The sequence below is a fragment of the Maricaulis sp. genome (genome assembly GCF_048268525.1).
In the GTDB taxonomy this organism is placed as follows: domain Bacteria; phylum Pseudomonadota; class Alphaproteobacteria; order Caulobacterales; family Maricaulaceae; genus Maricaulis.
Genome location: NZ_JBLWVH010000005.1, coordinates 92,590 through 115,254 on the forward strand (window position 1 = coordinate 92,590; position 22,665 = coordinate 115,254).

Consider the following 22,665-nt stretch of genomic DNA (forward strand, 5'->3'; position numbering starts at 1 on the left):
CCTTCGGCCACCCCATCGACCCGCAGCTATGCCGCATTTACCACAGGCGTCTCATCCGAGCACTCTGTTCATTTTTCCCGGAAGCGCGGCAGCGCTATCCGGGACCAACGGGAGACTCACCACTCCAAGGGCAGGTCAGTCGGTCCCGGGTCTTCGCCCGGGAAAAATGGAGGGTAAGAATACGCGCACCAGCGCGGAACAATCCATATATCGCTTGTCAGCCAAGGGGCCGTATCCACTTCTTCAGGTCAAGGGTGCAACCGCGAAGCGGCGGCTTGGCCGCCCTTGACCTGAAGAAGTGGATACGGCGAACTCTCGGCAAGCGAATTATGGTGACAAGTCGGTGACCAACCGAAGCAAGGACAAATTATGGACGTCATCGCACTACTGACAGCTTTTGGACTGGGATCAATCGTAACAACTCTCGTCCAAACCTATCTAACCAGAAAATCAGCCCTTGATGACCCCAACTACGAAGAACGCAAACAGGCATACGTCGGCCTTTTGGAAGCCTACCATCGCGCTGCGGTCGAAAACTCCAAAGAAGCCGGCAAAGAATTTGCCTACTGGCAAATGCGCTGTGAGCTCGTATCCCCTCAGCCTGTCCGCAATGCTATCCAAGCGATCATTGAAACAAATGAGCGTCGAGCCGAACGGCAAGTGGCACATGAAGCCCTAAAGAATGTTCTACGCGCTGACCTCGGAGTCGTTCGAGGAAAATAACTCCCCCCTAAAGCGGAATATTATCGTGCTTTTTCCACGGGTTCTCCGCCTTCTTGTTCTTCAGCGTTCGTAGCGCCGAGATCAATCTTTTACGGGTGCCGTGCGGCATGATGACGTCGTCGATATAGCCGCGGCCGGCGGCGACGAAGGGGTTGGCGAAGCGGTCTTCGTATTCTTTCGCGTGGGCGGCCATCTTGTCGGGGTCGGCGGCATCCTTGCGGTGGATGATCTCGGCGGCACCCTTGGCGCCCATCACGGCGATCTCGGCGGTTGGCCAGGCATAGTTGACGTCGCCGCGCAGATGTTTCGAGCTCATCACGTCATAGGCGCCGCCATAGGCCTTGCGGGTGATGACGGTGAGCTTGGGCACAGTGGCTTCGGCATAGGCGAAGAGGAGTTTGGCGCCGTGCTTGATCAGGCCGCCATATTCCTGGCGGGTGCCGGGCAGGAAGCCGGGCACGTCGACGAAGGTGACGATGGGGATGTTGAAGGCGTCGCAAAAGCGCACGAAGCGGCCCGCCTTGCGGCTGGCATCGCTGTCGAGCACGCCGGCCAGTGACATCGGCTGGTTGGCGACAAAGCCGACCGGCTGACCATCGAGACGGCCGAAACCGGTGACGATATTGGCGGCATAGTCCGGCGCGATCTCGAAGAAATCGCCCTCATCCGCCACCTTCTCGATCAGCTCCTTGATGTCATAGGGCTTGTTCGGATTGGACGGGACCAGCGTGTCGAGGCTGGGCTCCTGTCGGTCGACGCAGTCATGGGTCGGGCGCTTGGGCGGGGTTTCGCGATTGGAGAGCGGCAGGAAGTCGATCAGGCGGCGCAGCTGCACCAAGGCCTCGATGTCATTCTCGAAAGCACCATCAGCGACACCGGACTTCTTGGCGTGGATGGAGGCACCGCCGAGTTCTTCATGGGTGACGGTCTCATTGGTGACGGTCTTCACCACATCCGGACCGGTCACATACATGTAGGAGGTGTCCTTCACCATGAAGATGAAGTCGGTAATGGCCGGCGAATAGACATCGCCGCCGGCACACGGCCCCATGATCATCGAGATTTGCGGCACCACGCCCGATGCCAGCGTGTTCTGCAGGAAGATATCGGCATAGCCCCCCAGCGAGGCGACGCCTTCCTGGATGCGGGCACCGCCGGCATCGAAGATACCGATGATCGGGGCGCCGTTCTGGATGGCGGCTTTCTGGATCTTGACGATCTTCTGGGCGTGGGTCTCGGACAGCGAGCCACCGAAGACGGTGAAATCCTTGGAAAAGAGATAGACGAGACGGCCATTGATGGTGCCGTGGCCAGTGACCACGCCATCGCCGGGGATTTTCTTGTCGGCCATGCCGAAATCGACGCAGCGATGCTCGACGAACATGTCCCACTCTTCAAACGAGCCGTCATCCAGCAGGAGTTCGATGCGTTCGCGGGCCGACAGCTTGCCCTTGCCATGCTGCGCGGCGATACGCGCTTCTCCGCCGCCCATCCGGGCCGCGGCGCGTTTGGCTTCCAGCTGCTCGAGCACGTCTTTCATGGCAGGTCCTTCCCCACGGGATTCTTGTCAGTCGCCAGATAGCAGACCCGCGAACGCTTGTGCAATCAAGCGGGTGCGCCAGCTGATCCGTGAGCCGACGCCCGCACGGCGCGAGGATTGCAAAGTTTTGCAGAGAACCTGGACGGGGATTGGCGCATGGGCGGCCAAAACATGCAGACCGACATCGTGACGATTGATGGCATTGGCGCCCCGGAACGCCAGGCCTGGAACGGTTTTCGTTCGCAAAACCCCTCTCTCGCCTCTCCCTATTTCAGCCTGGCCTTCACCGAGGCGATGGCCCGCCGACGCAACGACACCCGGATCGCCATCCTGCACCGTAACGGCACAATTGCCGGCTTTTTGCCGCTGCACCTGTCCCGTTCAGGCGTTGCCCGGCCGATCGGTGGCCCGCTGGGCGACCATCACGGCCTGATCACCACCACTCCGGACCTCGACGTCGAAGCCGCCCTTGCCGGCACCGGTTTCGGCCTGTTTGCCTATCATGGCGCGCTTGCCGACCAGGCCAGCTTCGCCCGGGCCAGTTCCGGTCCGGCGGAGATTTCCTGGGTCTCCGACCTGTCCGGCGGCTATGAAAGCTTCCTCGGCGATTGCGCCCGCGAAGACCCCAAGGCCATGCGCAATATACGCGCCCGTCAACGCAAGCTCGCCGAGATGGGTGATGATGTCGTCTTCCGCATCGATGACCGTCGGCCGGAGGCATTCCGCGCGGTGATCGAGACCAAGCGCGAGCAATACCGCCGGACCAATGCCCTCGATGTGTTCGCGGCCGGTTGGGCCCGACTGGCCATCGAGGACCTGTTCGACAGCGACACGCCCGAACTGTCGGGCATGCTGTCCACAGTCGAGATCAATGGCCGCCTTGCCGCCGCCCATTTCGGCATGCGCTCGGAGCGGGTGTTGCACTACTGGTTCCCGGTCTATTGGCCGGAATTTTCCAAATTGGGGCCGGGCCTGACCCTGTATCTGGAAATCGCCCGTCATCTTGAAGCGCGCGGCGTTGACCAGATCCATCTCGGACCGGGCGATTATGATTTCAAGCGCCGCCTGTCGAATGCCGGCTTCGGCGTGGTGACCGGCCGGTTGGAGCGCCCCTCCATTGCCCACGCTCTGGTACAAACCGGCCAGATGATTGACGGGCTTGCCCAGGCCCTGCCGCTTGGCCGGGTTTCCAACTGGCCCGCCAAGGCCTTCCGCCGCCTCGACAAATGGGCGGCCGTGCACGCCTTCTAGCTTGAGGTCATGTCCGGTTTACCGGGTGACCAGGCGAGTGCGTTGCGTTCGATATCTGCAACCTGGTCAGACTTGCCAGCCTGATACGCCTCGCGACTTGCGGCGCTGCTGGCAACCGCGAGCTTGTGGCGACCAAGTGCCAAAGCTTCGACCGGATGCGCCCGCAGATAGTCGCGAAACGCCAAGTGCCGGCGGAAATCCTCGCTGCTCTCCAGATAGGCATGAACATGGACAAGGCGCGTCCCGTCGGGCGCGTGACGGCGGTAGTAACGCCGCCCGGCAATGCCGTTTTCACCTCGAATTTGAAACCCGGCACAGATCATCTCGGCATCCCGGCCGTCGAGCTTGGCGAGGCCATGCGTGCCAACCAGAATGTCGATGATCGGTTTGGCGGCCAGGCCGGGCACCGAGGTGCTGCCGACATGCTCGATACGGGTCGCCGCATCGCCCAGCGCGCGCTGCAAGCGTTTCCGCTCGTCGGTAAAGCGTGCCGGCCAGCCTGGATCATAATCGACGACATCGACCGTCATGACGCCCGTCCCGATCGCGACCGACAACCGGTCTGTGCCGCTACTGGAACGGGTTCAGCTTCTTGAGGAAATACTGGAGCCCGCCGCGGTTTTCCTTTCGGTCGAGCTCTTCCTGGGAGGTCAGGAAGGTCGTCTGCACGACGAAACGCTCACCCTCGAACGGCAGATGGCCGTGCCAGGAATTGTCGGCCCGCAGGAAGGCAAAGACATAGCCGGCCAGCGGCGGCACTTCCTCGGTGAAGTCCTCGAAATCCTTGGGCCCGTTGAGCACCCGGATACAGCCGGCGCCGGTGCCGTCCCACTCGGCATTGAGATAGGTCAGCATGGTCAGGATTTTCGACTTCGAGTCGTTATGGATCGGACCGTCCGACAGCTGCGACACCTTGCGCACGGTGATCATGCGCGGCTTTTCGGTGAAGTCGACGCCGAACTTGTCGGTCAGCACCCGGGCCAGCTCGGCCGAATTGAGATCATCCATCAGACGCTTGAATTCACCGGAAGCCTCCAGCTTCGACAGCGGCAGATAGCCGGGCTTGTCGATGGCCGGGTAATCACGACGGACAGCCGCCGCCTCGCCATCCGTCAACGCACCTTCGGAAACAAAATAGTTGTAAGGCTCTCTCCGGACCTTGGCGCCACGCAGCGCGTCGAAATCCAGCAGGCCGCCGGGCCCGGTCTTGCCGCTTTGTTCGGGGGCAGTTTCAGCCATGGTGCGGTCTCCGCGAAATCAAGAGAACAAGCCTAGCGGGATGGCGCCCGGCATCAAGCCGCAGGCGCCGCGTCCAATGCGCGCAGGACCTGGCCCATCACCACAAGTTCAGTGCGCAGGCGCGCCAGGCGGTCCGCCGCTTCGTGATCCTCGCCCCACTGGCTGATCTGGTAATGCTCGTCCACCGTCGACAGCACAAATGCCTTCTCACCATCGATCTCACCGGCGAGCAGCTGTAGGGCCAACAGCGCAGAGCCGCAAACCGCGGTGACATGGGCAAGCGTCGTCAGCCGCCAGTCATCGAGCTCGCCGGCCCGCTGCATGACACGTTGCAGGGCGACCGGGTCCTGGTCGATCGGCATGAGCCCTGTCGCCGGCACGAAGTGCGCTTCCAGCGCACGCTCGGCCCAGGCAATGACCGGGTCCCAGGACGCGCTTTGCGCAGCAATCAGGTCCGGCGGTTCCGGCGCCCGGAAACAGACCAGGTCAGTCGAGGCGTACTTGGTGACCTCGGCCACCGTTGCCGCCCGGGCATCGGGTATCAGATCCAGCGCCACGAAGCACAGACGCGTCGCCGGCATGGCCGGCGCGTCAATGCGCTCGCCCTGGACGTCCCATTCCGACGCCACCAGCTCGGCCAGCGCCCGCGTCGGCAGGGCCAGGGTCCGCTTGGCCGGTGACTTGACCGGACGGCCGTCGAGATGCACGGCAAACCCGTCATCAAGAGCCACCACATCGACCGCCTTGTAGAAGCGCTTGGGAAGCGAATTTTCACGACTGGGGATCTTGACCCCGGGCTTGGTCTTATAAGGCTCGCTCATGCATTTTCTCCCGGCGTCGCAGGTGTGCTGACGGTCTCGGCGAATCTGTCCAGCGCCCGATCAAGGGCGTCAAAATCATCATGGATGCTGTGCGCGCCGGCTTCGGCGATCTCGTCGGCGGTGTGGAAGCCCCAGCTGACACCCAGCGTGTGGACGCCGGCATTGCGGCCCATCGCCATGTCGAAACCGGTATCGCCGATCATCACGGCATGGGCGGCCTCGGTTCCGGTCTCGCGCAATGCGTCCAGCACCATGCGGGGATTGGGTTTGCCGGCTCCGCCATCGACAGTCTGCAAGGTGTCGAAATAGCGGTGCAGGTCGTGGTGCGCGAAGACGATGTCCAGCCCTCGCCGGGCCTTGCCTGTCGCCACGCCCATCAACCAGCCTTGCTCGACCAGCCGCTCGAGCGTGTCGCGAACACCGTCATAGAGCGGCTCTTCGAAGCCGGCTTCGGCCCGTTGCTCGACAAAGGCTTCCTTGTAGAAACCCGCCAGTTGCACGGCGCGCTCCGGCCCGTAATCCGGCGGCGCGAGACGGGTCACCGCCTCGGTCAGCTCCAGCCCCACGATCGTTCGCGTACGATCATAGTCGATCCCGCCCAGCCCGGCGCGGCGAAAGGCACGGTCCATGGCCTTCTGGATCACCTGGCGACTGTCAACGATGGTGCCGTCAATATCCCAGATGGCAAGTTTGAGGGGAGTGCTCACGCCGCAAGGCTCCGTCTGCTTGGCCGCGACATAGGCGGCTGCGTTGCGCTTGGCAAGCACGCCCCGCCTCATGCTACCCATGCGTCACACGCAAACCGGAGTGCGCCGCCGATGACCCTGCCCGAAAACATCACCGAGACCGAGCGCACGGCGCTGGACGCTGCCGCCTTCCGCCGCTTGGTCGCCCATCTGGACGCCCACAAGGAGGTCCAGAATATCGACCTCATGCTGCTGGCCGATTTTTGCCGCAACTGCCTGGGGGATTGGTGGCGCGAAGCGGCGGCCGAGCGCGGCATCGAGGTCACCCGGGACCAGGCGCGCGAACGCGTCTACGGCATGCCGCCCGGCGAATGGAAAGAGAAATACCAGGGCGAAGCCAGCCCGGACAAAATCGCTGCCTTCAAGGCCAAGCAGGCGGCGAAGGGCAAGGACTGACGCTAGCCCGCTCCGTCCTGGTCCGGCAGGGCCAGATACTGGACCGGCTGACCAACCACATCGAGACGCACCAAGCGACCACTGTCGACATCGACAAAAAGATCATTGCCCGGCGTGGTGCCGCGCAGCTCGACACGGACGGCGTCGAACAGGCCTGCCGGGGTCTCGACACTCTCCGGCTCAAAGGCCGTCAGCGTCACCGTTTCGAAGCTGTCGCGCATCGGAATCCACCAGTCAAAGCTGATGCTGTCACCGGGTTCCAGGTCGAGCACGGGAACCAGCATGAATACGGCGCCGCGTACCATCGCGCCCTCGCGGACCGGATGATCGATAGCTTGGGTCCGGGTCGGCTCGGCCGGACCATGCAGATTGCGTGACCCGGTCACCTGCCCGTCCGCGATGTCGGCACCGACCAAATAGTAGCGAGTGCCGCTGTGATAGCGCAGATCGACCCGGCGAGGCGTCAGATCAGCGGGGTCCAGCAGGGCGGAAAAGCTCTCATAATCGCTGCGCGAGACGATCATCGAGCGATCCCACAGGTGCACGCCTTCCTCGTCAGTATACCAGCCATAGCGCATGAAACCGTCGCGCTCGCCGTCGACAAAGAGCCCGAGGTTGAACCCGCCCTCGACCAGCTCTTCCCGGTTGGCGCGCTCGCCGACGGATTGCGCCTGCGTACCCGGCAGGCCAGCCAATCCAAAAGCCAGACCGGCGACCAGAATTCTCGCAATATGTGCCAAGACCTAATGTCCCCTTTTCTCGGAGGACATCACTGGATGTCGGGTCTGTCGACAGACCTTCGCCTGGATTGACGCAGATGTGAGAGGGCGTGAACGCGCCGGACCTGGCCTAGGCCAGGTCCTCTTCGATCTCGCTCTCGCTGATCTCCTTGGTGGAGAAACCCAGCGTGTCATAAATCTTCTTCAGCGCCGGTGGCAGGTCGGCGGTCAACACCAGCGGCTTGCCGCCAGGGCGCGGAATTTCGAGCCGGCGTGCGTGCAGGCACAGGCGGCGACCGAGATCCTCCGGTGCCGGACGATGGCAGGTGTATTTCTTGTCGCCCAGGATGGCCGTCCCCATCGCCGCCAGATGGACCCGCAGCTGGTGGGTGCGGCCGGTGACCGGACGCAGTGCCACCCACGAGGCCTTCTGTCCGGCCTCGCCGATCACCACATAGCGCGTGAGCGCATGCTGGGCGCCGTCATCGCCATGACCGGCGGCGACCATGGTCTCGCGCTCACTGTCGACACCGACCGAGGCCGCCTTGCGCATGAAGCCCTTGATTTCGCCCATCTTGGGCTTGGGCACACCAATGGCGATCGCCCAATAAGTCTTGCGGGTCTTGTGCGACTGGAAGGCCTTGGCCAAACGCGCTGTCGCCTTGGGGCCCTTGCCGACAATCAGGATGCCCGACGTATCCTTGTCGAGGCGGTGGACGAGGCGGGGACGATCCAGGCCCTCACCAAAGGCGTCCAGCATGCCGTCGAGGTGCCGGGTCGTCTTCGACCCGCCCTGGACGGCCAGCCCGGCGGGCTTGTTGAAGGCGATCAACTCGTCATCCTGATAGATGACCAGCGACTTCACATAGGCGATGTCCTCATCCGACATCCGGTTGACCGGCGGCCGCTCGCCCGGTTCGGGGAGCGGCGGTATACGGATTTCCTGGCCCTCATGGACGCGGCTCTCGCCCTTCACGCGCCCGCCATCAACCCGGATCTGGCCCTTGCGGCACAGCTTCTGGACCATGATCGCCGAGACATGCGGGAAGCGGCGCTTGAACCAGCGGTCAACGCGCGAGCCGTCTTCGGTCGCCTCTACCTTGATGGTCTGGACACCGCTCATGAGAACACCTTCCGGACGAGCCAGAGCCCGACAAACACGGCCGCCAGTGCGACCACCACAGAACCCGCCGCGTAGCCAAAGGCCGGCAGGACGGCCTTGCGCTCGAACATGTTGGCCATCTCCAGCGAGAAGGCCGAGAAGGTGGTGAAACCACCCAGGAAACCGACGGCGCCAAACAGGCGGATAGATTGCTGGTCAGCGCGACCGGTGGCTGCCAGCCAGCCGATCAACAATCCCATCAACAGGCCGCCGGCAATATTCACCGCCAACGTGCCCCAGACCTGCTCCGGCCCGAACCAGCGGAACGTCAGCCGGCCGACCTGGTATCGGGCAACAGCGCCCAAGGCTCCGCCAGCGCCAACGAGAAGATAATTGATCATTCCGGCTCGATAGGGTCCCACGCCCGGCTTGGCAAGCACTCCGGCATCGGCGGCGGCTACATTAACGGCTCACTAACCAATCCTTAATTTCATTTCACATTGAGTTAGCCATGCATATTTGCAATGGTGGTTTGGTGAAATGACGATTGTGTGACGCCGCTAAGTCCTTATTTACCAACGTGCGAACCGGGAAGGCCCGGCTCGCCAAGACCGCAAGGACAAGACCAATGATGAACCGTGTTTCGACCTCCCTCTCGACGCTCGTGAACGTACTTTTCGTGGCCGGTGTGTTTGGTGCCATGACGATCGCCCTCGGCGGCGCATTCGCCTAGGTTGAGCTGCCCCCAAGGGCTCAACCAGACGACCAACGATCCGGACCGGCGACACGCCTCACAGTCCCCCGTCCCGATCGATCCCGACCCCAAGCGAAAGCGGCAGCCTCCCCCAAAAGGGCTGCCGCTTTTGTTTTGCCGGCATGCCTTGGATACGCCGCACAGCGAGTTAGACTGCCTGCAACCTCGGGAGTCGCGTCATGTCCGTATTCATTCTGGCCGCCATGCTTGTCCTGCAAGATGCAGAGGCCCCGTCCGCCACTTCGGACACTGACCTGCCAATAGCCGAAGAGGCTGTGGCCGAGGTCGCACCGGCGCCATTGGCAACCGACGCCGCTACCCTGATCGCCGAGTTCGACACCGCCTACGCACAATGGGGCGACCTCATTGCCGAAATGGCCGCCCGAAAGGCGCGCGACCGCTATATCCGCGACTTGCTGCTGTCGCGCATTTCGCGGGCCGATCTTGACCCCGGCGCCCGTGCAGAGATCATCGAGGCCACTAGCGATACCTTCAACGCGGTTGACGCGGACAATACCGCGTGGGCGATCAGCCTGCTCGATGAGTACGACTTTACCGCGCTGGTCCGCGAGCAGCCCGCACTCGCCGCTGACATTGCCGCCTTGATCCAGCACGGCGACATCTCGGCCCAGCGCCGCTTGCTCGACCTGGTTGAACCCTTCGCGCTTGCCGGTGGCTTCAACGGCATGCGCTATGCCCTGCTTTACGACCGCGTGGCTGTCGCCGAGGACCGGCCACAGCGCTACGGCTCGCAGTTTCGCTGCGAGAATGGCGAACAGGTCTACCCGCCGATCGAGGACCCGGACACGGTCGATGAGCGACGGGCCTCGCTGGGTCTCGAGCCGCTCGCGGCCTACCAGGCACGGTCCAACCAGTTTTACGGATCCAGCTGCAGCGAGTGAGTGTCAGTCCTTGGCGCGCAGGCTCAACACCAGCACCAGGGCGGCCGATACGATCGCCATGATCGCACTGATGCCCAGCAAAGGGCCCACCGTCGCCTCGTCGGCCAGGGCTCCGAACATCATATAGAGCGACGGGATCATCATCAGGACGGCGATGTGATGCAACCCGACCTGGATCCAGGCCAGAAATCCGCCGCCCAGCGCGAACACGCGATAGAGAACGGCCCAGAGCACTGACAGGACTCCGCCCAACAACATCATGTGGGCATGGGTCGGCAATTGGCCGTGATCGCCTGATCGCCCCATATGCTCGCCCAGCAGCATGCCGGCGATCAGCCAGAGCAGGCCGAGCGTCAGGTGAATACGTTCCGGTTTCATGTGAACTCCCCCCAGAGTGGTTGAGGGAGCAGGATTCGTCACAGGCGCGAACTTGGCAAGGGACGCGTTATGACCGCCGATCCGACCTCACCTTGCGCCAGCGTGCCAGGCGTTCGCCGATTGCCGCCTCGCGGCCATTGCCCGTCGGCTCGTAGAAGACCGGGCGGTCGGGCATGTCGTCGGGGAAATAGTCCTGGCCGGAGACGCCGCCGACGGCGTCATGATCGTATTCATAGCCCTTGCCATAGCCCTGATCCTTCATCAGGGCCGTCGGGGCGTTGAGGATGTGCGCGGGCGGCATCAGGGAGCCTGTCGCCTTCGCGGCTCTCTGGGCCCGCTTGAAGGCGACGTAAACGGCATTCGACTTGGCGGCGGTCGCCAGATGGACAACGGCGTGGGCCAGCGCCAGCTCACCTTCGGGTGGACCAAGGCGCTCATAGGTGCGAGCGGCTTCATTGGCGATCATCAGGCCAGTGGGGTCGGCGAGTCCGATATCTTCCGACGCCATGCGCACCAGCCGCCGTGCCAGGAAGAGCGGATCCTCTCCACCTTCCAGCATGCGGGCAAACCAGTACAGCGCCGCATCCGGGTCGGAGCCGCGGATCGATTTGTGCAGGGCCGAGATGAGATTGTAGTGCTCGTCACGGTCCTTGTCGTAGGCGGTGGCGCGCTTGTTGAGCAGCGTGGCGAGATCGTCGGCGTTGACCTCAGTGTCCGGATCGAAGGTGAACACCTCCTCGACCAGGTTGAGCATGTAGCGCCCGTCGCCATCGGCCATCGAGCGCAGGGCAATGCGGGCGGCAGCATCTAGCGACAGGGGCCGCCCCATTTCAGCCTCGGCGCGTTGCATCAGGAGGTCCAGCCCATCATCATCGAGGCGTTTGAGAACCAGGACCTGACAGCGCGACAGCAAAGCCGCATTGAGCTCGAAGGACGGGTTTTCGGTCGTGGCCCCGACCAGCGTCACCGTCCCCTCCTCCACCACCGGCAGGAAACCATCCTGCTGGGCCCGGTTGAAGCGATGGATCTCGTCGACGAAGAGCAGCGTGCCCCGGCCCTGCTGACGGCGGGCGCGGGCTCGTTCGAACGCCTTCTTCAGGTCAGCCACACCGGAGAAGACCGCCGAGAGCGGTTCAAACTCCAGGTCACTGTCCTCGGCCAGAAGACGGGCAATGGTGGTCTTTCCGACGCCCGGCGGTCCCCACAGGATCAGAGAGGCGAGCCGGCCTTGCGAGCGCATCCGCGCAATCGGGCCCTTGCCGGCCAACAGGTGATCCTGGCCGACGACCTCGTCGAGCGTTTGCGGACGCAATCGGTCGGCCAGCGGTCGCGGGGCTTCGGCATCAAGGCCGGCGGCTTCAAACAAGCTTGTCATCACGGATGAGCCTAGGCGTGTTCGCGGTTTCGTAGAAGGCAGGTCATGCTAGACTTGCAGCGGGTAACGAGGGGAATCCGAAATGAGCGATGCATCCGGCACGACCGACGACGTTCACGCGCCGCCGACCTCCGGCGTGGCGCCCTATCTCAGTGTCCGCGACGGCGCCGCCGCCATTGATTTCTATGTCCGTGCCTTCGATGCCGAGCTGCTCGAGCGCTATGATTTCGAGGGCAAGCTGGGCCACGCCACACTGCGCATCAATGAGGGCATCGTGATGTTGGCCGACGAGTTCCCCCAGCATGAGGCGATGATTGGCAATGTCGCTCCGGCCAGCCTCGGCAACCGCACCACCTTCACGCTCAACCTCTATGTCACCGATGCCGACACCTGGTTCGACAAGGCTATAAAGGCCGGAGCCGACGTGGTCCGTCCCTGCACTGACGAATTCTTCGGACGTCACGGCAAGGTGCGCGACCCGTTCGGGCATGTGTGGAGCTTCGTCGCGCTGAAACCCCACACCGTTTGATGCCTGGCCCGCCCTAGTAGAGGCGGACCGAGGTATCGAAGCGCTGGCCACGGCGCTCCACGATCAGCGGCCAGGTCTGGGCGCCGTCATGGGCGGCGAGCACCTCGGCGAGGTCATCGAGCGAATAGATCGGCTCGCCCATCAACTCGACCAGCTGGTCGCCGGGCCGGAAGCCATAACGCGCCGCGACAGACCGCCGCCCGACCGCGCTGATGATCACGCCACCACGGAACGGGTCGAGGCCGACACGTTCATTGAAAGCCGGAGAGAGCGTAACCAGGGCAGCTCCGACCAGCGGATTCCGTCCATCGACCGCAAACGGATCCGGTTCGGAGATACCGGGGGCTGGCTGCACGGCCACATCCAGAGACAGCTCCTCGCCGTCCCGCAGGACCGTGAAGCGGGCATCATCTCCCGCGGCGCGGGTCGCCAGACGGAACCGGGCGCCTGCTTCATTGTTGATGGACTGGCCGTCGATCGTCAGCACGATGTCACCTTGCATCAGACCGGCATCGTCAGCCGCTGCGAGCGGATAGACCTCGTTGACCAGCGCACCGCGCGGGCGGTCGAGACCGAATGCATCCGCAATGTCGCTGTCGACCGGTTGCAGGCGAGCGCCCAGCCAGGGCCGGATCAGCTCGCCCTCGCTCATCGCCGTATCGACGACCCGAGCAACCATCTCGACCGGGATGGCAAAGCCGATCCCGTTCGACCCGCCCGAGCGTGAAAAGATCATGGTGTTCACGCCGACCAGCTCGCCATCCATGTCGACCAGCGCGCCACCGGAATTGCCGGGGTTGATGGCGGCATCGGTCTGGATGAAGGAGGCGAAATCGGTCTGGCCGACATCTGTGCGTGCCAGCGCTGACACGATACCGGAGGTCACCGTCTGTCCAACACCAAAGGGATTGCCGATTGCCAGGACAAGATCCCCGACTTCGACATCACCGCTCATGTCGAATGGTAGAACCGGCAAAGGTTCATCCGTCTCGACCCGCAGCACGGCCAGATCGGTTGCTTCATCGGTCAGCAGGATCTCGGCGGAAAATTCGCGGCGGTCGGCCAGCACCACGCGCAGTTCGGTGGCGCCAGCAACGACGTGGTTATTGGTGACGATCACGCCGGACGGATCGACGATCACCCCGGACCCAAGCGAGTTCTGCTCCTGCGGCCGACTGCGGAACATGCGCGAGAACAGCGGGTCATTGGCAAAGGGGCTGCGGTTCTGGACAACGCGGCGGGTATAGACATTCACCACGGCGGGCGTCGCTTCGCGCACGATTGGCGCGAAGGACATCTGCATCTCCATCCGGCTTTCCGGGACAACCCGGTCATCGGCGGCACCGGCGAGGTCGATCTCCTGGGCGGACGCGGGCGCGCTCGCGAGGAGGACAGCGAAAAAAGCGTATCTGATCATGGCACCCATATAGGCTGGATTGCGGGCACGAAAAAGGCGGCCCTGCTGAAGCAAAGCCGCCTTCTCCTGAACTTGTGCTGACTGGAAGCTTACTCCTCAGTCATGCCGCCTTCTTCCTCGAGGCGCGCACGGTCGGCGGCACCCTTGGCAGACGGGTCGCGATCGACGAGCTCGATGACAGCCATCGGCGCATTGTCGCCGTGACGGAAGCCAGCTTTGAGAACGCGGGTGTAACCACCATCGCGCTCGGTGTAGCGACCGCCGAGCGTGTCGAACAGTTTCTTGACCTGGTCCTCATTGCGGACCTTGGACATCGCCTGGCGACGACCATGCACGTCGCCGCGCTTGGCCAGCGTGATCAGCTTGTCCACGAACGGGGCCAGTTCCTTGGCTTTCGGCAAGGTGGTGACGATCTGCTCGTGCTCGATCAGCGAGGCGGCCATATTGGCCAGCATCGCCTTGCGGTGCGAGTGGGTGCGGTTAAGCTTGCGGTGTGCGATGCCGTGACGCATGGCTTTATCTCCTCAGGTCCGGTTCAGGCGCCTCTCGGCGGCTGCCTAGACGTGATCCTCAAAACGTTTGGCGAGATCTTCGATGTTCTCCGGCGGCCAGTTCGGCGCTTCCATGCCAAGATGCAGACCCATCTGGGCGAGAACTTCCTTGATCTCATTAAGCGACTTGCGTCCGAAATTCGGCGTGCGGAGCATTTCCGCCTCCGACTTCTGGATCAGGTCACCGATGTAGACGATGTTGTCGTTCTTCAGGCAGTTCGCCGAACGCACCGACAGCTCCAGCTCATCAACCTTGCGCAGCAGCGCCGGGTTGAAGTCGAGCTCTGGCTTGTCGTCCTCGGCCGGACGCGCTTCGACAGCTTCTTCGAAGTTGATGAAGATCTGGAACTGGTCCTGGAGGATGCGCGCGGCGAAAGCCACGGAATCTTCCGGGGTGACGGTTCCGTCCGTCTCGACTTCAAGCGTCAGCTTGTCATAGTCGAGAACCTGGCCCTCACGGGTGTTCTCGACCTTGTAGGACACGCGCTTGACCGGGCTGTAGAGCGCATCAACGCCGATCAGACCGATCGGGGCATCTTCCGGGCGGTTACGCTCGGACGGGACATAGCCCTTGCCGGTGTTGATGGTGAACTCCATGCGGATTTCCGCACCTTCGTCCAGCGTGCACAGCGCCAGGTCCTTGTTGACGATCTCGACGTCGGCCGTTTCCTCGATATCACCAGCGGTGACGATACCGGGGCCGGACTTCTTGAGAACGACACGCTTGGGACCTTCGCCATGCATGCGCAGGGCGATCTGCTTGATGTTCAGCACGATGTCGGTGACGTCTTCACGAACGCCGTCGATCGACGAAAACTCGTGGACGACGCCGTCAATGTGGACATTCGTCACTGCTGCACCCTGAAGCGAGGACAGCAGGACACGACGCAGCGCATTGCCCAGCGTCATGCCGAAGCCACGCTCCAGCGGCTCGGCGACAATCTTGGCTTGGCGCGCGGGATCATGTCCCGGCTCGATTTCCGGCTTCATCGGGCGGATGAGTTCTTGCCAGTTCTTCTCGATCACGTTCTTACTGCCCCTTCATCAGCCGTACGGCTTGCACCGTCGGCGCGTTCAACAGGCGAAATGCGCGCAGCGTACTAGACGCGGCGGCGCTTCGGCGGACGACAACCGTTGTGCGGAATCGGCGTGACGTCCTGGATGGTGGTGATGGTGAAACCCACCGACTGCAACGCACGCAGCGCACTTTCGCGCCCCGAACCCGGACCGGAGACCTTCACTTCGATGGTCTTCATCCCGTGTTCCATCGCCTTCTTGCCAGCATCTTCAGCCGCCATCTGGGCCGCATAGGGAGTCGACTTGCGCGACCCCTTGAAGCCCATGTGACCGGCCGACGACCAGGAAATCGCATTTCCCTGGGCGTCCGTGATGGTCACCATGGTGTTGTTGAAGCTGGCACTCACGTGGGCAACGCCCGACGTGATGTTCTTCCGCTCGCGCCGCTTAACGCGGCCAGTATCTTTAGCCATCGGTCAGGGCCCTACTTTTTCTTGCCGGCAATCGGCTTGGCGGGACCTTTGCGCGTACGCGCATTGGTGTGAGTGCGCTGGCCACGGACAGGCAGGCCACGACGGTGGCGCAGGCCACGGTAGTTACCCAGGTCCATGAGACGCTTGATGTTCACAGCCACCTCACGGCGCAGATCCCCTTCCACTTGGTGATCACGATCGATCACTTCGCGGATTTGCAGGACTTCTGCATCCGTCAGTTCACTGACGCGGCGCTCGGGCAAAATGGAAACCTGCTCGCAGATCTCCTTCGCCTTGGCCGGGCCAATGCCGTGGATGTAGCGAAGCGCGATCTCTACGCGCTTATTCGTCGGAATATTGACGCCGGCAATACGGGCCACTTTCCATCTCCCAAATTCTGAACGCCATTCACGGACGACCCAACAGGCAACCTTTCGGTCGCCGCATCAGCTCGCCCGTTTCGCGAAGGGCGCTATCTACAGTCAGCGTTGCCACCCCGTCAATGGGGTTGCAACAGGTGCGTGTCACTTCTCTTCGAGAGCCGCAGCAATTCCGGCTGCAACCTCATCCATGGAACCCATGCCGTCGACCGCCTTCACCTTGCCTTGATCGGCAAAGAAAGGGATCAGGGGCGCGGTCTGCCCATAGTAGACTTCCAGGCGCTTGCGAATGACGTCTTCAGTGTCATCCGGGCGACCTTCCTCCTCAGCGCGCTTAACAAGCCGCTGAACCAGTTCTTCGTCGTTCACTTTCAGCTCGACAACGGAATCAACCTTGGTTCCGCGATCCAGCAGAAGCTGATCGAGTGCCTGTGCCTGGGCCACGGTGCGCGGGAAACCGTCGAAGATGGCACCACCGGCAGCTTCCGCTTCCGGCAGGCGTTCCTCGATCAGCTCGATCACGATCGCGTCGGAGACCAGATTGCCTCCATCCATGATCGCGGCCACACGCTGGCCCAGCTCTGTTCCCGCCGCACGGGCATGTCGCAACATGTCACCCGTGGAAAGCTGCACCCAACCGCGCTCTGCAACGAGACGCTTGGACTGGGTGCCCTTGCCGCAACCGGGCGGTCCGAACAGGATAATATTCATCGTTTGCGTCCCCGCAGCTTCGACTTCTTGATCAGGCCTTCATACTGGTGTGCCAGCAGGTGTGACTGGATCTGGGAAACCGTGTCCATGGTCACCGAAACCACGATGAGCAGGGATGTACCGCCAAGAGCCGTATTCGGGTTCATCATCATCGGCACCATGCAGATCAGCACCAGGTAGAGGGCACCGATGAAGGTCAGGCGGGACATGACGAAGTCGATGTGTTCAGCGGTCCGCTTGCCCGGACGGATGCCCGGCAGGAAACCGCCATACTTCCTCAGGTTCTCGGCCATGTCGTCCGGATTGGAGACGACCGAGGTGTAGAAGAAGCAGAAGAAGATGATCATCGCGGCGTAGGCCATCATGAACCAGGGCGAGCCCGGTCCAAGGATTGCGACCGCGCTTTGCAGCCATCCCGGACCCGACTGGGCCTGGAAGCTCGCAGCGGTCGCCGGCAGCAACAGCAGGGATGAGGCGAAAATCGGCGGGATCACGCCAGCAGTGTTCAGCTTGAGCGGCAGGAAGGAGGTATCGCCCCCGACCATGCGGTTGCCTTGCTGACGCTTGGGATACTGAACCAGCAGGCGGCGCTGGGAACGCTCCACGAACACCACCAGCAGCAGGCCGACCAGGATCAGCACTGTGCCCACGACGAGGACCGTGCCGTCGCCGGTCGAGGAGGCTTGCGCCAGTGCGCCACCGATGACACCGGGCACCGCCGAGATGATACCGGCGAAAATGATCAGCGAGACACCGTTGCCAACACCGCGGGCGGTGATCTGCTCACCCAGCCACAACAGCAGCATGGTGGCGCCGACCAGGGTGATCACTGTCGAAGCGAGGAAGAACGGCCCCGGATTGAGCGCCAGCGCCACGCCTTCACTGTTCGGCGTATTCATGCCGATAGCGATGGCGAAGGCCTGTCCGGTCGCGAGGAGCACGGTCAGATAACGGGTATACTGGTTGATCTGCTGACGGCCTTGCTCGCCACCTTCCTTCTTCAGCTTTTCAAGGCTGGGAATGGTGGCCGACATCAACTGCATGATGATCGAGGCCGAGATGTACGGCATCACATTGAGCACGAAGATCGCCATGCGTTCGACGGCACCGCCGCCGAGCATGTTGAACATCGACAGGATGCCCTGCCCCTGCCCGCCCAGCGAGTCGAACACACGCGCATACTCTTCCGGATTGATGCCCGGAATCGGAACGAAAGTGCCCAGCCGGTACACGATCAGGATCCCGATCGTGAACAGGATACGCTGATGCAGCTCCTTCGCCTTCGCGAAGGAGCTGAAATTCATGTTCTGGGCAAGCTGTTCGGCAGCAGAAGCCATCAAGACGTCCTTACGAGGTCAGCAGAAAGTCACTTATTCCGCGGCGTCGTCGGCCACGGCGGTGAGGGTCACCTTGCCACCAGCCTTCTCGACAGCGGCAATCGCGGCCTTTGAAGCACCGGCAAGGGTGATCTCTACTTTGGACTTCAGCTCGCCCTTCGCAAGGAGGCGAATGCCGTCCAGGGCGCGACGGACCAGGCCCGCAGCGATCAGGACGTCGGCGTCGATCGGCTTTTTCGCGTCGATCTTGCCTTCGGCAATGGCCTTCTCGAGACGGCCGAGATTCACTTCTGCCCAAGCCTTGCGGTTGGGCTTGTTGAAGCCCCGCTTCGGCAAACGCATGTGAAGCGGCATCTGCCCGCCTTCGAAACCCTTGATGGCCACACCCGAACGGGATTTCTGGCCCTTGACGCCACGACCACCGGTCTTGCCCTTGCCGGAACCGATACCACGGCCGACGCGGGTGCGGATCTTGGTCGCACCGTCATTGTCACGCAATTCATTGAGACGCATGTCGTTCTCCATTCGATGGAGCGGTTTCCCTTGCCGGGACCTACTCCTCGACGATTTCCACCATGTGGCTGACCTTGGCAATCATGCCACGGACAGACGGTGTATCCTCAAGCTCGCGCTCGCGACCGATCTTGTTCAGACCGAGGCCGACAAGCGTGGCACGCTGATCTTTCGGGCGGCGGATGGCGCTACCCGTCTGGCGCACGCGGATGGTCTTCTTGGCCATTGTATCCGGTCCTTACGCTTCAATCGCTTCCGGTGAGGACGCGCCGTCATCGCGGCGGTTCACCAGATCACCGACCTTCAGACCACGCTTGGCAGCAACCGAGCGCGGGCTCGCTTGCAGTTTCAGCGCGTCCATGGTGGCGCGGATCATGTTGTACGGGTTGGACGTACCAACCGACTTGGCGACCACGTCCTGGATCCCGAGGGTTTCCAGCACAGCGCGCATCGGTCCACCGGCGATGACGCCGGTACCCGGAGGCGCTGCCCGCAGGACGACCTTGCCGGCCCCGTGACGACCTTTGCCGTCATGGTGCAGGGTGCGGCCTTCGCGCAGCGGGACGCGGATCATGTTCTTCTTGGCTTCGTCGGTAGCCTTGCGGATGGCTTCCGGCACTTCACGTGCCTTGCCCTGTCCGAAGCCGACCCGGCCCTTGGTGTCACCGACAACGACGAGGGCTGCGAACTGGAAGTTCCGGCCACCCTTCACCGTCTTGGCGACGCGGTTGATGTGGACGAGCTTGTCGACAAGTTCGTCATCGCGTTCCTGGTCGCGGTCCCGGCCACGGCCGCGGCCTCGGCCACGGTCACCGCCACCACGTTGCTCGTTCTGATGAGCCATACGTCCGCTCCCTTAGAAGTTCAGGCCGCCCTCGCGGGCCGCCTCTGCGAGCGCTTTGACACGCCCGTGAAAGATGTAACCGCCACGGTCGAAGACGACGTCCTTGACGCCTTCCTTGACTGCGCGCTCGGCGATCAGCTTGCCAACAAGCTCGGCAGCCTTCGTGTCCCAGCCCTTGCCATGCTCTTTTTGAGCGGCTTCCTCGAGGGAAGAGGCGGAGACGACCGTCTTGCCAGATGCATCGTCGATGATCTGGGCATAGATGTTCTTCGAAGACCGGTAGACCGACAGCCGCGGACGGCCGTTGGCGAACTTGCGCAGACGGATCCGGTTGCGCTGGGCGCGACGGACCGATTTTTCGCGTTGAGTTTTCATCGCTCGCCCTACTTCTTCTTGCCTTCTTTGCGGCGGATGTACTCGCCGACATATTTGATGCCCTTGCCCTTGTAGGGCTCCGGCGGACGGAAGCGGCGGATCTCGGCGGCCACCTGGCCAACGCGCTGCTTGTCCGCGCCCGTGATCTTCACTTCGGTCGGCTTGCCGACGGCGATGGTGATGCCCTCAGGCGCGTCGTAGACGACGTCGTGGGACAGGCCGAGCGACAGCTTCAGGGACGTGCCCTGCATCTGTGCCCTGTAACCAACACCGACCAGCTCGAGATTCTTTTCGTAACCAGCCGTGACGCCCTGGACCAGGTTGGCGACGAGAGCACGTTGCATGCCCCACATCGCGCGAGCCTTCTTGGTCTCATCGCGCGGGGAGATGACGATACCGTCTTCACCCTGCTCGGCGCTAACTTCATCGACGAAGGTCATGGACAGCTCGCCCTTGGGACCCTTGACGGTGAGCGCGGTCTTGGAAAGCGTCGCGGTGACGCCGCCAGGAATGGCTACCGGGAGTTTACCGATACGTGACATTGGTTCGCTCCCTTAGCTGACGTGACAGAGGATCTCGCCGCCCACATTGGACTCGCGAGCAGTCGAATCCGACATCACACCCTTGGGCGTGGACAGGATTGCGATGCCGAGACCGTTTTGGACGAGCGGAAGGTCCTTGACGCCGGAATAAACACGGCGGCCCGGCTTGGAGATACGCTTGATCTCCGAAATGACCGAGTCACCTTCGAAATACTTCAGTTCGATCTCGAACTCTTTCATGCCGGAAGCATGTTCCACTTCCGCGTAATCGCGGATGTAGCCTTCCGACTTGAGAACGTCGAGCACGCGGCGGCGCAGGGCCGATGCCGGCGTGTTGACGGCCCGCTTGTTGCGCATGAGCGCATTGCGGATACGGGTCAGCATATCGCCGAGAGGATCGTTCACAGACATCTCTTCGTCTCCTCTCTTACCAGCTCGACTTGACCATGCCCGGGATCATACCCTGGCTGGCATAGTCACGCATCGCGATACGCGACATGCGGAATTTGCGGTAGAAAGCACGCGGACGACCGGTGATTTCACACCGGTTCCGGATGCGGGTAACCGCCGAATTACGGGGCAATTCAGCCAGCTTCAGCTGAGCAGCAAAACGCTCCTCGACCGGAAGCTCCTGATTGCGAGCAATCGCCTTGAGCTGCTCACGCTTGGCCGCATAACGCTTTGCCAGGCGAGCACGCTTCAAATTGCGCTCGATTGCGGAAGTTTTCGCCATTTAAGTCCTCCTGCGTGCAAAGCCCGATTGGCCTTGCGTTCCTGCTGCGTCAGTTCGTAAAGGGGAAATCGAACTCGGCCAGCAGGGCCTTCGCTTCCTCATCATTGCCGGCAGTCGTGCAGACAACGATATCCATACCCCGGATCTTCTCGACCTTGTCGTAGTCGATCTCCGGGAACACGATATGTTCTTTCATGCCCATCGCGTAATTGCCGCGACCGTCGAAGCTCTTACCATTGAGCCCACGGAAGTCACGCACGCGTGGCAGGGCGATGGTGATCAGGCGGTCCAGGAATTCGTACATACGGTCCTGGCGCAGGGTCACTTTCGCACCGATCACCTGCTCCTCGCGGAGCTTGAAGCCAGCGATAGACTTCTTGGCGACCGTCTTGACCGGCTTCTGGCCGGTGATGGCTTCTAGGTCTTCCAGGGCACCCTTGATCTTCTTGGTGTCCTGAGAGGCCTCGCCGACGCCCATATTGATCACGATCTTGTCCAGACGCGGGATCATCATGTCGTTGGCGTAGCCGAACTTTTCCTTCATCGCCGCACGGATGGTTTCCGTGTACTTGGCGCGAAGACGCGGTGTGTATGTGGCGGTATCAGACATCGATAACCTCGCCCGAGCTCTTGGCGACGCGGACTTTCTTGCCGTCTTCAGTCTTGAAGCCGACACGAGTCGCCTCGCCGGTTTTCGGATCAGCCACAGCCACGTTCGAGACGTGGATCGAGGCTTCCTTTTCGATGATGCCGCCCTGTTCGGTCTGCGTCGCACGCGTGTGGCGCTTGACCACATTTACGCCCGCCACAACGACCCGATCTTCGGTCGGCAGCACTTTGGTGACTTCACCGGTCTTGCCCTTGTCACGGCCGGCGAGAATGACGACCTTGTCGCCCTTCTTGATCTTGGCAGCCATTACAGCACCTCCGGCGCCAGCGAGACGATCTTCATGTGGTTCTTGGCGCGAAGTTCGCGCGGAACCGGTCCGAAGATACGCGTGCCGAGCGGCTCGTTATTGTTGTTGATAATCACAGCCGCGTTGCCATCGAAGCGAATGACGGAACCGTCCTTGCGCTGGATGTCCTTGGCCACGCGAACGACGACGGCCTTGCGGACATCACCCTTCTTCACGCGACCACGCGGAATGGCTTCCTTGACCGAGACGACAATGATGTCGCCGACGTGGGCATAGCGACGCTTGGCACCGCCGAGCACCTTGATGCACTGCACACGGCGGGCGCCAGAATTGTCAGCCACGTCCAGATTGGTTTGCATCTGGATCATCGCAGATCCTCC

General features: G+C 62.3%; 32 protein-coding genes. 5 read left to right on the forward strand and 27 right to left on the reverse strand.

Annotated features, from left to right (window positions below; translation table 11 throughout):
* Positions 1-369 precede the first annotated feature (369 nt).
* Positions 370-723 carry a hypothetical protein gene (locus ACN0X9_RS04385; protein ID WP_417486418.1) on the forward strand — a complete coding sequence of 118 codons (354 nt, stop codon included), beginning with the start codon at positions 370-372 and terminating at the stop codon, positions 721-723.
* 7 nt (positions 724-730) lie between these two features.
* Here ACN0X9_RS04385 and ACN0X9_RS04390 read toward each other — a convergent pair whose 3' ends face one another.
* Entirely contained in the window at positions 731-2,263 is a 1,533-nt protein-coding gene (locus ACN0X9_RS04390; protein WP_417486419.1) for an acyl-CoA carboxylase subunit beta, read from the reverse strand.
* Positions 2,264-2,419: 156 nt separating this feature from the next.
* Between ACN0X9_RS04390 and ACN0X9_RS04395 the strand changes: the two genes are divergently transcribed.
* Positions 2,420-3,514: a GNAT family N-acetyltransferase gene (locus ACN0X9_RS04395; RefSeq protein WP_417486420.1), complete on the forward strand. Its 1,095-nt coding sequence runs from the start codon at positions 2,420-2,422 to the stop codon at positions 3,512-3,514.
* Here ACN0X9_RS04395 and ACN0X9_RS04400 read toward each other — a convergent pair.
* The 4 genes from ACN0X9_RS04400 to ACN0X9_RS04415 are packed head-to-tail and all read right to left on the reverse strand — an operon-like array spanning position 3,511 to position 6,341.
* Complete coding sequence (locus tag ACN0X9_RS04400) at positions 3,511-4,044, reverse strand: GrpB family protein (RefSeq protein ID WP_417486421.1); 534 nt, start codon at positions 4,042-4,044, stop codon at positions 3,511-3,513. The genes ACN0X9_RS04395 and ACN0X9_RS04400 overlap by 4 nt on opposite strands.
* Positions 4,045-4,084: 40 nt before the next feature.
* Positions 4,085-4,753 (reverse strand): 2OG-Fe(II) oxygenase, encoded by a 669-nt coding sequence (locus ACN0X9_RS04405; RefSeq protein WP_417486422.1) that lies wholly within the window; start codon positions 4,751-4,753, stop codon positions 4,085-4,087.
* Between the two features lie 53 nt (positions 4,754-4,806).
* Positions 4,807-5,574, reverse strand: coding sequence for an ATP12 family chaperone protein (locus ACN0X9_RS04410; protein WP_417486423.1), 768 nt, complete (start codon positions 5,572-5,574; stop codon positions 4,807-4,809).
* On the reverse strand, positions 5,571-6,341 hold the full coding sequence (locus ACN0X9_RS04415) for an HAD-IA family hydrolase (protein ID WP_417486424.1): 771 nt from the start codon (positions 6,339-6,341) through the stop codon (positions 5,571-5,573). The genes ACN0X9_RS04410 and ACN0X9_RS04415 overlap by 4 nt, the downstream gene beginning before the upstream one ends.
* Positions 6,342-6,392: 51 nt before the next feature.
* On the opposite strand from ACN0X9_RS04415, the gene ACN0X9_RS04420 reads away from it, so the two are divergent.
* Entirely contained in the window at positions 6,393-6,716 is a 324-nt protein-coding gene (locus ACN0X9_RS04420) for a DUF1244 domain-containing protein (RefSeq protein WP_417486425.1), read from the forward strand.
* 2 nt (positions 6,717-6,718) lie between these two features.
* On the opposite strand, the gene ACN0X9_RS04425 is transcribed toward ACN0X9_RS04420, so the two are convergent.
* The 3 genes from ACN0X9_RS04425 to crcB all read right to left on the reverse strand — a co-directional run bounded on the left by ACN0X9_RS04425 (position 6,719) and on the right by crcB (position 8,938).
* The gene (locus ACN0X9_RS04425) at positions 6,719-7,456 is read right to left on the reverse strand and encodes a hypothetical protein (protein WP_417486426.1); all 738 of its coding nucleotides are present in this window, start codon (positions 7,454-7,456) and stop codon (positions 6,719-6,721) included.
* Positions 7,457-7,565: 109 nt separating this feature from the next.
* Positions 7,566-8,558 (reverse strand): RluA family pseudouridine synthase, encoded by a 993-nt coding sequence (locus ACN0X9_RS04430; RefSeq protein ID WP_417486427.1) that lies wholly within the window; start codon positions 8,556-8,558, stop codon positions 7,566-7,568.
* Positions 8,555-8,938, reverse strand: a complete 384-nt coding sequence (crcB, locus tag ACN0X9_RS04435) for a fluoride efflux transporter CrcB (protein ID WP_417486428.1) — start codon at positions 8,936-8,938, stop codon at positions 8,555-8,557. Before crcB ends, ACN0X9_RS04430 begins: the two co-directional genes overlap by 4 nt.
* A 532-nt stretch (positions 8,939-9,470) precedes the next feature.
* Here crcB and ACN0X9_RS04440 point away from each other — a divergent pair.
* Positions 9,471-10,193, forward strand: a complete 723-nt coding sequence (locus ACN0X9_RS04440; RefSeq protein ID WP_417486429.1) for a DUF6624 domain-containing protein — start codon at positions 9,471-9,473, stop codon at positions 10,191-10,193.
* A 3-nt stretch (positions 10,194-10,196) separates the two neighbouring features.
* Here ACN0X9_RS04440 and ACN0X9_RS04445 read toward each other — a convergent pair whose 3' ends face one another.
* Together ACN0X9_RS04445 and ACN0X9_RS04450 are read right to left on the reverse strand one after the other, a co-directional pair.
* Positions 10,197-10,571, reverse strand: a complete 375-nt coding sequence (locus ACN0X9_RS04445) for a hypothetical protein (protein ID WP_417486430.1) — start codon at positions 10,569-10,571, stop codon at positions 10,197-10,199.
* Between the two features lie 67 nt (positions 10,572-10,638).
* Positions 10,639-11,946: a replication-associated recombination protein A gene (locus ACN0X9_RS04450; RefSeq protein ID WP_417486431.1), complete on the reverse strand. Its 1,308-nt coding sequence runs from the start codon at positions 11,944-11,946 to the stop codon at positions 10,639-10,641.
* Between the two features lie 82 nt (positions 11,947-12,028).
* Between ACN0X9_RS04450 and ACN0X9_RS04455 the strand changes: the two genes are divergently transcribed.
* The gene (locus ACN0X9_RS04455) at positions 12,029-12,475 is read left to right on the forward strand and encodes a VOC family protein (RefSeq protein ID WP_417486432.1); all 447 of its coding nucleotides are present in this window, start codon (positions 12,029-12,031) and stop codon (positions 12,473-12,475) included.
* Between the two features lie 13 nt (positions 12,476-12,488).
* Here the strand turns inward: ACN0X9_RS04455 and ACN0X9_RS04460 are convergent, their stop codons facing one another.
* From ACN0X9_RS04460 to rplN, 17 genes are all read right to left on the reverse strand, one after another.
* Positions 12,489-13,892, reverse strand: a complete 1,404-nt coding sequence (locus ACN0X9_RS04460; RefSeq protein WP_417486433.1) for a Do family serine endopeptidase — start codon at positions 13,890-13,892, stop codon at positions 12,489-12,491.
* An 89-nt stretch (positions 13,893-13,981) separates the two neighbouring features.
* Complete coding sequence (gene rplQ / locus ACN0X9_RS04465; RefSeq protein WP_417486434.1) at positions 13,982-14,404, reverse strand: 50S ribosomal protein L17; 423 nt, start codon at positions 14,402-14,404, stop codon at positions 13,982-13,984.
* 45 nt (positions 14,405-14,449) lie between these two features.
* The gene (locus ACN0X9_RS04470; protein WP_011643709.1) at positions 14,450-15,469 is read right to left on the reverse strand and encodes a DNA-directed RNA polymerase subunit alpha; all 1,020 of its coding nucleotides are present in this window, start codon (positions 15,467-15,469) and stop codon (positions 14,450-14,452) included.
* A gap of 74 nt (positions 15,470-15,543) precedes the next feature.
* Positions 15,544-15,933, reverse strand: coding sequence for a 30S ribosomal protein S11 (rpsK, locus tag ACN0X9_RS04475; RefSeq protein WP_011643710.1), 390 nt, complete (start codon positions 15,931-15,933; stop codon positions 15,544-15,546).
* A gap of 11 nt (positions 15,934-15,944) precedes the next feature.
* Positions 15,945-16,313, reverse strand: coding sequence for a 30S ribosomal protein S13 (gene rpsM / locus ACN0X9_RS04480; protein ID WP_011643711.1), 369 nt, complete (start codon positions 16,311-16,313; stop codon positions 15,945-15,947).
* A gap of 144 nt (positions 16,314-16,457) precedes the next feature.
* Positions 16,458-17,024, reverse strand: a complete 567-nt coding sequence (locus tag ACN0X9_RS04485; RefSeq protein WP_417486435.1) for an adenylate kinase — start codon at positions 17,022-17,024, stop codon at positions 16,458-16,460.
* Positions 17,021-18,361, reverse strand: coding sequence for a preprotein translocase subunit SecY (gene secY / locus ACN0X9_RS04490; RefSeq protein ID WP_417486436.1), 1,341 nt, complete (start codon positions 18,359-18,361; stop codon positions 17,021-17,023). The genes ACN0X9_RS04485 and secY overlap by 4 nt, the downstream gene beginning before the upstream one ends.
* A 33-nt stretch (positions 18,362-18,394) precedes the next feature.
* Entirely contained in the window at positions 18,395-18,874 is a 480-nt protein-coding gene (gene rplO, locus ACN0X9_RS04495) for a 50S ribosomal protein L15 (RefSeq protein WP_323761502.1), read from the reverse strand.
* 40 nt (positions 18,875-18,914) lie between these two features.
* Positions 18,915-19,100 carry a 50S ribosomal protein L30 gene (gene rpmD / locus ACN0X9_RS04500; protein ID WP_011643715.1) on the reverse strand — a complete coding sequence of 62 codons (186 nt, stop codon included), beginning with the start codon at positions 19,098-19,100 and terminating at the stop codon, positions 18,915-18,917.
* Positions 19,101-19,112: 12 nt separating this feature from the next.
* On the reverse strand, positions 19,113-19,718 hold the full coding sequence (gene rpsE, locus ACN0X9_RS04505; RefSeq protein WP_417486437.1) for a 30S ribosomal protein S5: 606 nt from the start codon (positions 19,716-19,718) through the stop codon (positions 19,113-19,115).
* Positions 19,719-19,730: 12 nt separating this feature from the next.
* Positions 19,731-20,093, reverse strand: a complete 363-nt coding sequence (rplR, locus tag ACN0X9_RS04510) for a 50S ribosomal protein L18 (RefSeq protein ID WP_417486438.1) — start codon at positions 20,091-20,093, stop codon at positions 19,731-19,733.
* A gap of 8 nt (positions 20,094-20,101) precedes the next feature.
* On the reverse strand, positions 20,102-20,635 hold the full coding sequence (rplF, locus tag ACN0X9_RS04515; RefSeq protein ID WP_011643718.1) for a 50S ribosomal protein L6: 534 nt from the start codon (positions 20,633-20,635) through the stop codon (positions 20,102-20,104).
* Positions 20,636-20,647: 12 nt separating this feature from the next.
* Positions 20,648-21,046, reverse strand: coding sequence for a 30S ribosomal protein S8 (gene rpsH, locus ACN0X9_RS04520; RefSeq protein WP_323761505.1), 399 nt, complete (start codon positions 21,044-21,046; stop codon positions 20,648-20,650).
* Positions 21,047-21,062: 16 nt separating this feature from the next.
* On the reverse strand, positions 21,063-21,368 hold the full coding sequence (gene rpsN, locus ACN0X9_RS04525; RefSeq protein ID WP_011643720.1) for a 30S ribosomal protein S14: 306 nt from the start codon (positions 21,366-21,368) through the stop codon (positions 21,063-21,065).
* A gap of 49 nt (positions 21,369-21,417) precedes the next feature.
* The gene (rplE, locus tag ACN0X9_RS04530; protein WP_323761507.1) at positions 21,418-21,978 is read right to left on the reverse strand and encodes a 50S ribosomal protein L5; all 561 of its coding nucleotides are present in this window, start codon (positions 21,976-21,978) and stop codon (positions 21,418-21,420) included.
* The gene (rplX, locus tag ACN0X9_RS04535) at positions 21,971-22,285 is read right to left on the reverse strand and encodes a 50S ribosomal protein L24 (protein WP_011643722.1); all 315 of its coding nucleotides are present in this window, start codon (positions 22,283-22,285) and stop codon (positions 21,971-21,973) included. Before rplX ends, rplE begins: the two co-directional genes overlap by 8 nt.
* Positions 22,285-22,653, reverse strand: a complete 369-nt coding sequence (gene rplN / locus ACN0X9_RS04540) for a 50S ribosomal protein L14 (RefSeq protein ID WP_011643723.1) — start codon at positions 22,651-22,653, stop codon at positions 22,285-22,287. Before rplN ends, rplX begins: the two co-directional genes overlap by 1 nt.
* Between the last annotated feature and the right edge of the window lie 12 nt (positions 22,654-22,665).

Coding starts and splice junctions, on each gene's coding strand:
- ACN0X9_RS04385 (WP_417486418.1), top strand. CDS start 370: ATGGACGTCATCGCACTACTGACAGCTTTTGGACTGGGATCAATCGTA.
- ACN0X9_RS04390 (WP_417486419.1), bottom strand. CDS start 2,263: ATGAAAGACGTGCTCGAGCAGCTGGAAGCCAAACGCGCCGCGGCCCGG.
- ACN0X9_RS04395 (WP_417486420.1), top strand. CDS start 2,420: ATGGGCGGCCAAAACATGCAGACCGACATCGTGACGATTGATGGCATT.
- ACN0X9_RS04400 (WP_417486421.1), bottom strand. CDS start 4,044: ATGACGGTCGATGTCGTCGATTATGATCCAGGCTGGCCGGCACGCTTT.
- ACN0X9_RS04405 (WP_417486422.1), bottom strand. CDS start 4,753: ATGGCTGAAACTGCCCCCGAACAAAGCGGCAAGACCGGGCCCGGCGGC.
- ACN0X9_RS04410 (WP_417486423.1), bottom strand. CDS start 5,574: ATGAGCGAGCCTTATAAGACCAAGCCCGGGGTCAAGATCCCCAGTCGT.
- ACN0X9_RS04420 (WP_417486425.1), top strand. CDS start 6,393: ATGACCCTGCCCGAAAACATCACCGAGACCGAGCGCACGGCGCTGGAC.
- ACN0X9_RS04430 (WP_417486427.1), bottom strand. CDS start 8,558: ATGAGCGGTGTCCAGACCATCAAGGTAGAGGCGACCGAAGACGGCTCG.
- crcB (WP_417486428.1), bottom strand. CDS start 8,938: ATGATCAATTATCTTCTCGTTGGCGCTGGCGGAGCCTTGGGCGCTGTT.
- ACN0X9_RS04440 (WP_417486429.1), top strand. CDS start 9,471: ATGTCCGTATTCATTCTGGCCGCCATGCTTGTCCTGCAAGATGCAGAG.
- ACN0X9_RS04445 (WP_417486430.1), bottom strand. CDS start 10,571: ATGAAACCGGAACGTATTCACCTGACGCTCGGCCTGCTCTGGCTGATC.
- ACN0X9_RS04450 (WP_417486431.1), bottom strand. CDS start 11,946: ATGACAAGCTTGTTTGAAGCCGCCGGCCTTGATGCCGAAGCCCCGCGA.
- ACN0X9_RS04455 (WP_417486432.1), top strand. CDS start 12,029: ATGAGCGATGCATCCGGCACGACCGACGACGTTCACGCGCCGCCGACC.
- ACN0X9_RS04460 (WP_417486433.1), bottom strand. CDS start 13,892: ATGATCAGATACGCTTTTTTCGCTGTCCTCCTCGCGAGCGCGCCCGCG.
- rplQ (WP_417486434.1), bottom strand. CDS start 14,404: ATGCGTCACGGCATCGCACACCGCAAGCTTAACCGCACCCACTCGCAC.
- rpsK (WP_011643710.1), bottom strand. CDS start 15,933: ATGGCTAAAGATACTGGCCGCGTTAAGCGGCGCGAGCGGAAGAACATC.
- ACN0X9_RS04485 (WP_417486435.1), bottom strand. CDS start 17,024: ATGAATATTATCCTGTTCGGACCGCCCGGTTGCGGCAAGGGCACCCAG.
- secY (WP_417486436.1), bottom strand. CDS start 18,361: ATGGCTTCTGCTGCCGAACAGCTTGCCCAGAACATGAATTTCAGCTCC.
- rplO (WP_323761502.1), bottom strand. CDS start 18,874: ATGCGTCTCAATGAATTGCGTGACAATGACGGTGCGACCAAGATCCGC.
- rpmD (WP_011643715.1), bottom strand. CDS start 19,100: ATGGCCAAGAAGACCATCCGCGTGCGCCAGACGGGTAGCGCCATCCGC.
- rpsE (WP_417486437.1), bottom strand. CDS start 19,718: ATGGCTCATCAGAACGAGCAACGTGGTGGCGGTGACCGTGGCCGAGGC.
- rplR (WP_417486438.1), bottom strand. CDS start 20,093: ATGAAAACTCAACGCGAAAAATCGGTCCGTCGCGCCCAGCGCAACCGG.
- rplF (WP_011643718.1), bottom strand. CDS start 20,635: ATGTCACGTATCGGTAAACTCCCGGTAGCCATTCCTGGCGGCGTCACC.
- rpsH (WP_323761505.1), bottom strand. CDS start 21,046: ATGTCTGTGAACGATCCTCTCGGCGATATGCTGACCCGTATCCGCAAT.
- rpsN (WP_011643720.1), bottom strand. CDS start 21,368: ATGGCGAAAACTTCCGCAATCGAGCGCAATTTGAAGCGTGCTCGCCTG.
- rplE (WP_323761507.1), bottom strand. CDS start 21,978: ATGTCTGATACCGCCACATACACACCGCGTCTTCGCGCCAAGTACACG.
- rplX (WP_011643722.1), bottom strand. CDS start 22,285: ATGGCTGCCAAGATCAAGAAGGGCGACAAGGTCGTCATTCTCGCCGGC.
- rplN (WP_011643723.1), bottom strand. CDS start 22,653: ATGATCCAGATGCAAACCAATCTGGACGTGGCTGACAATTCTGGCGCC.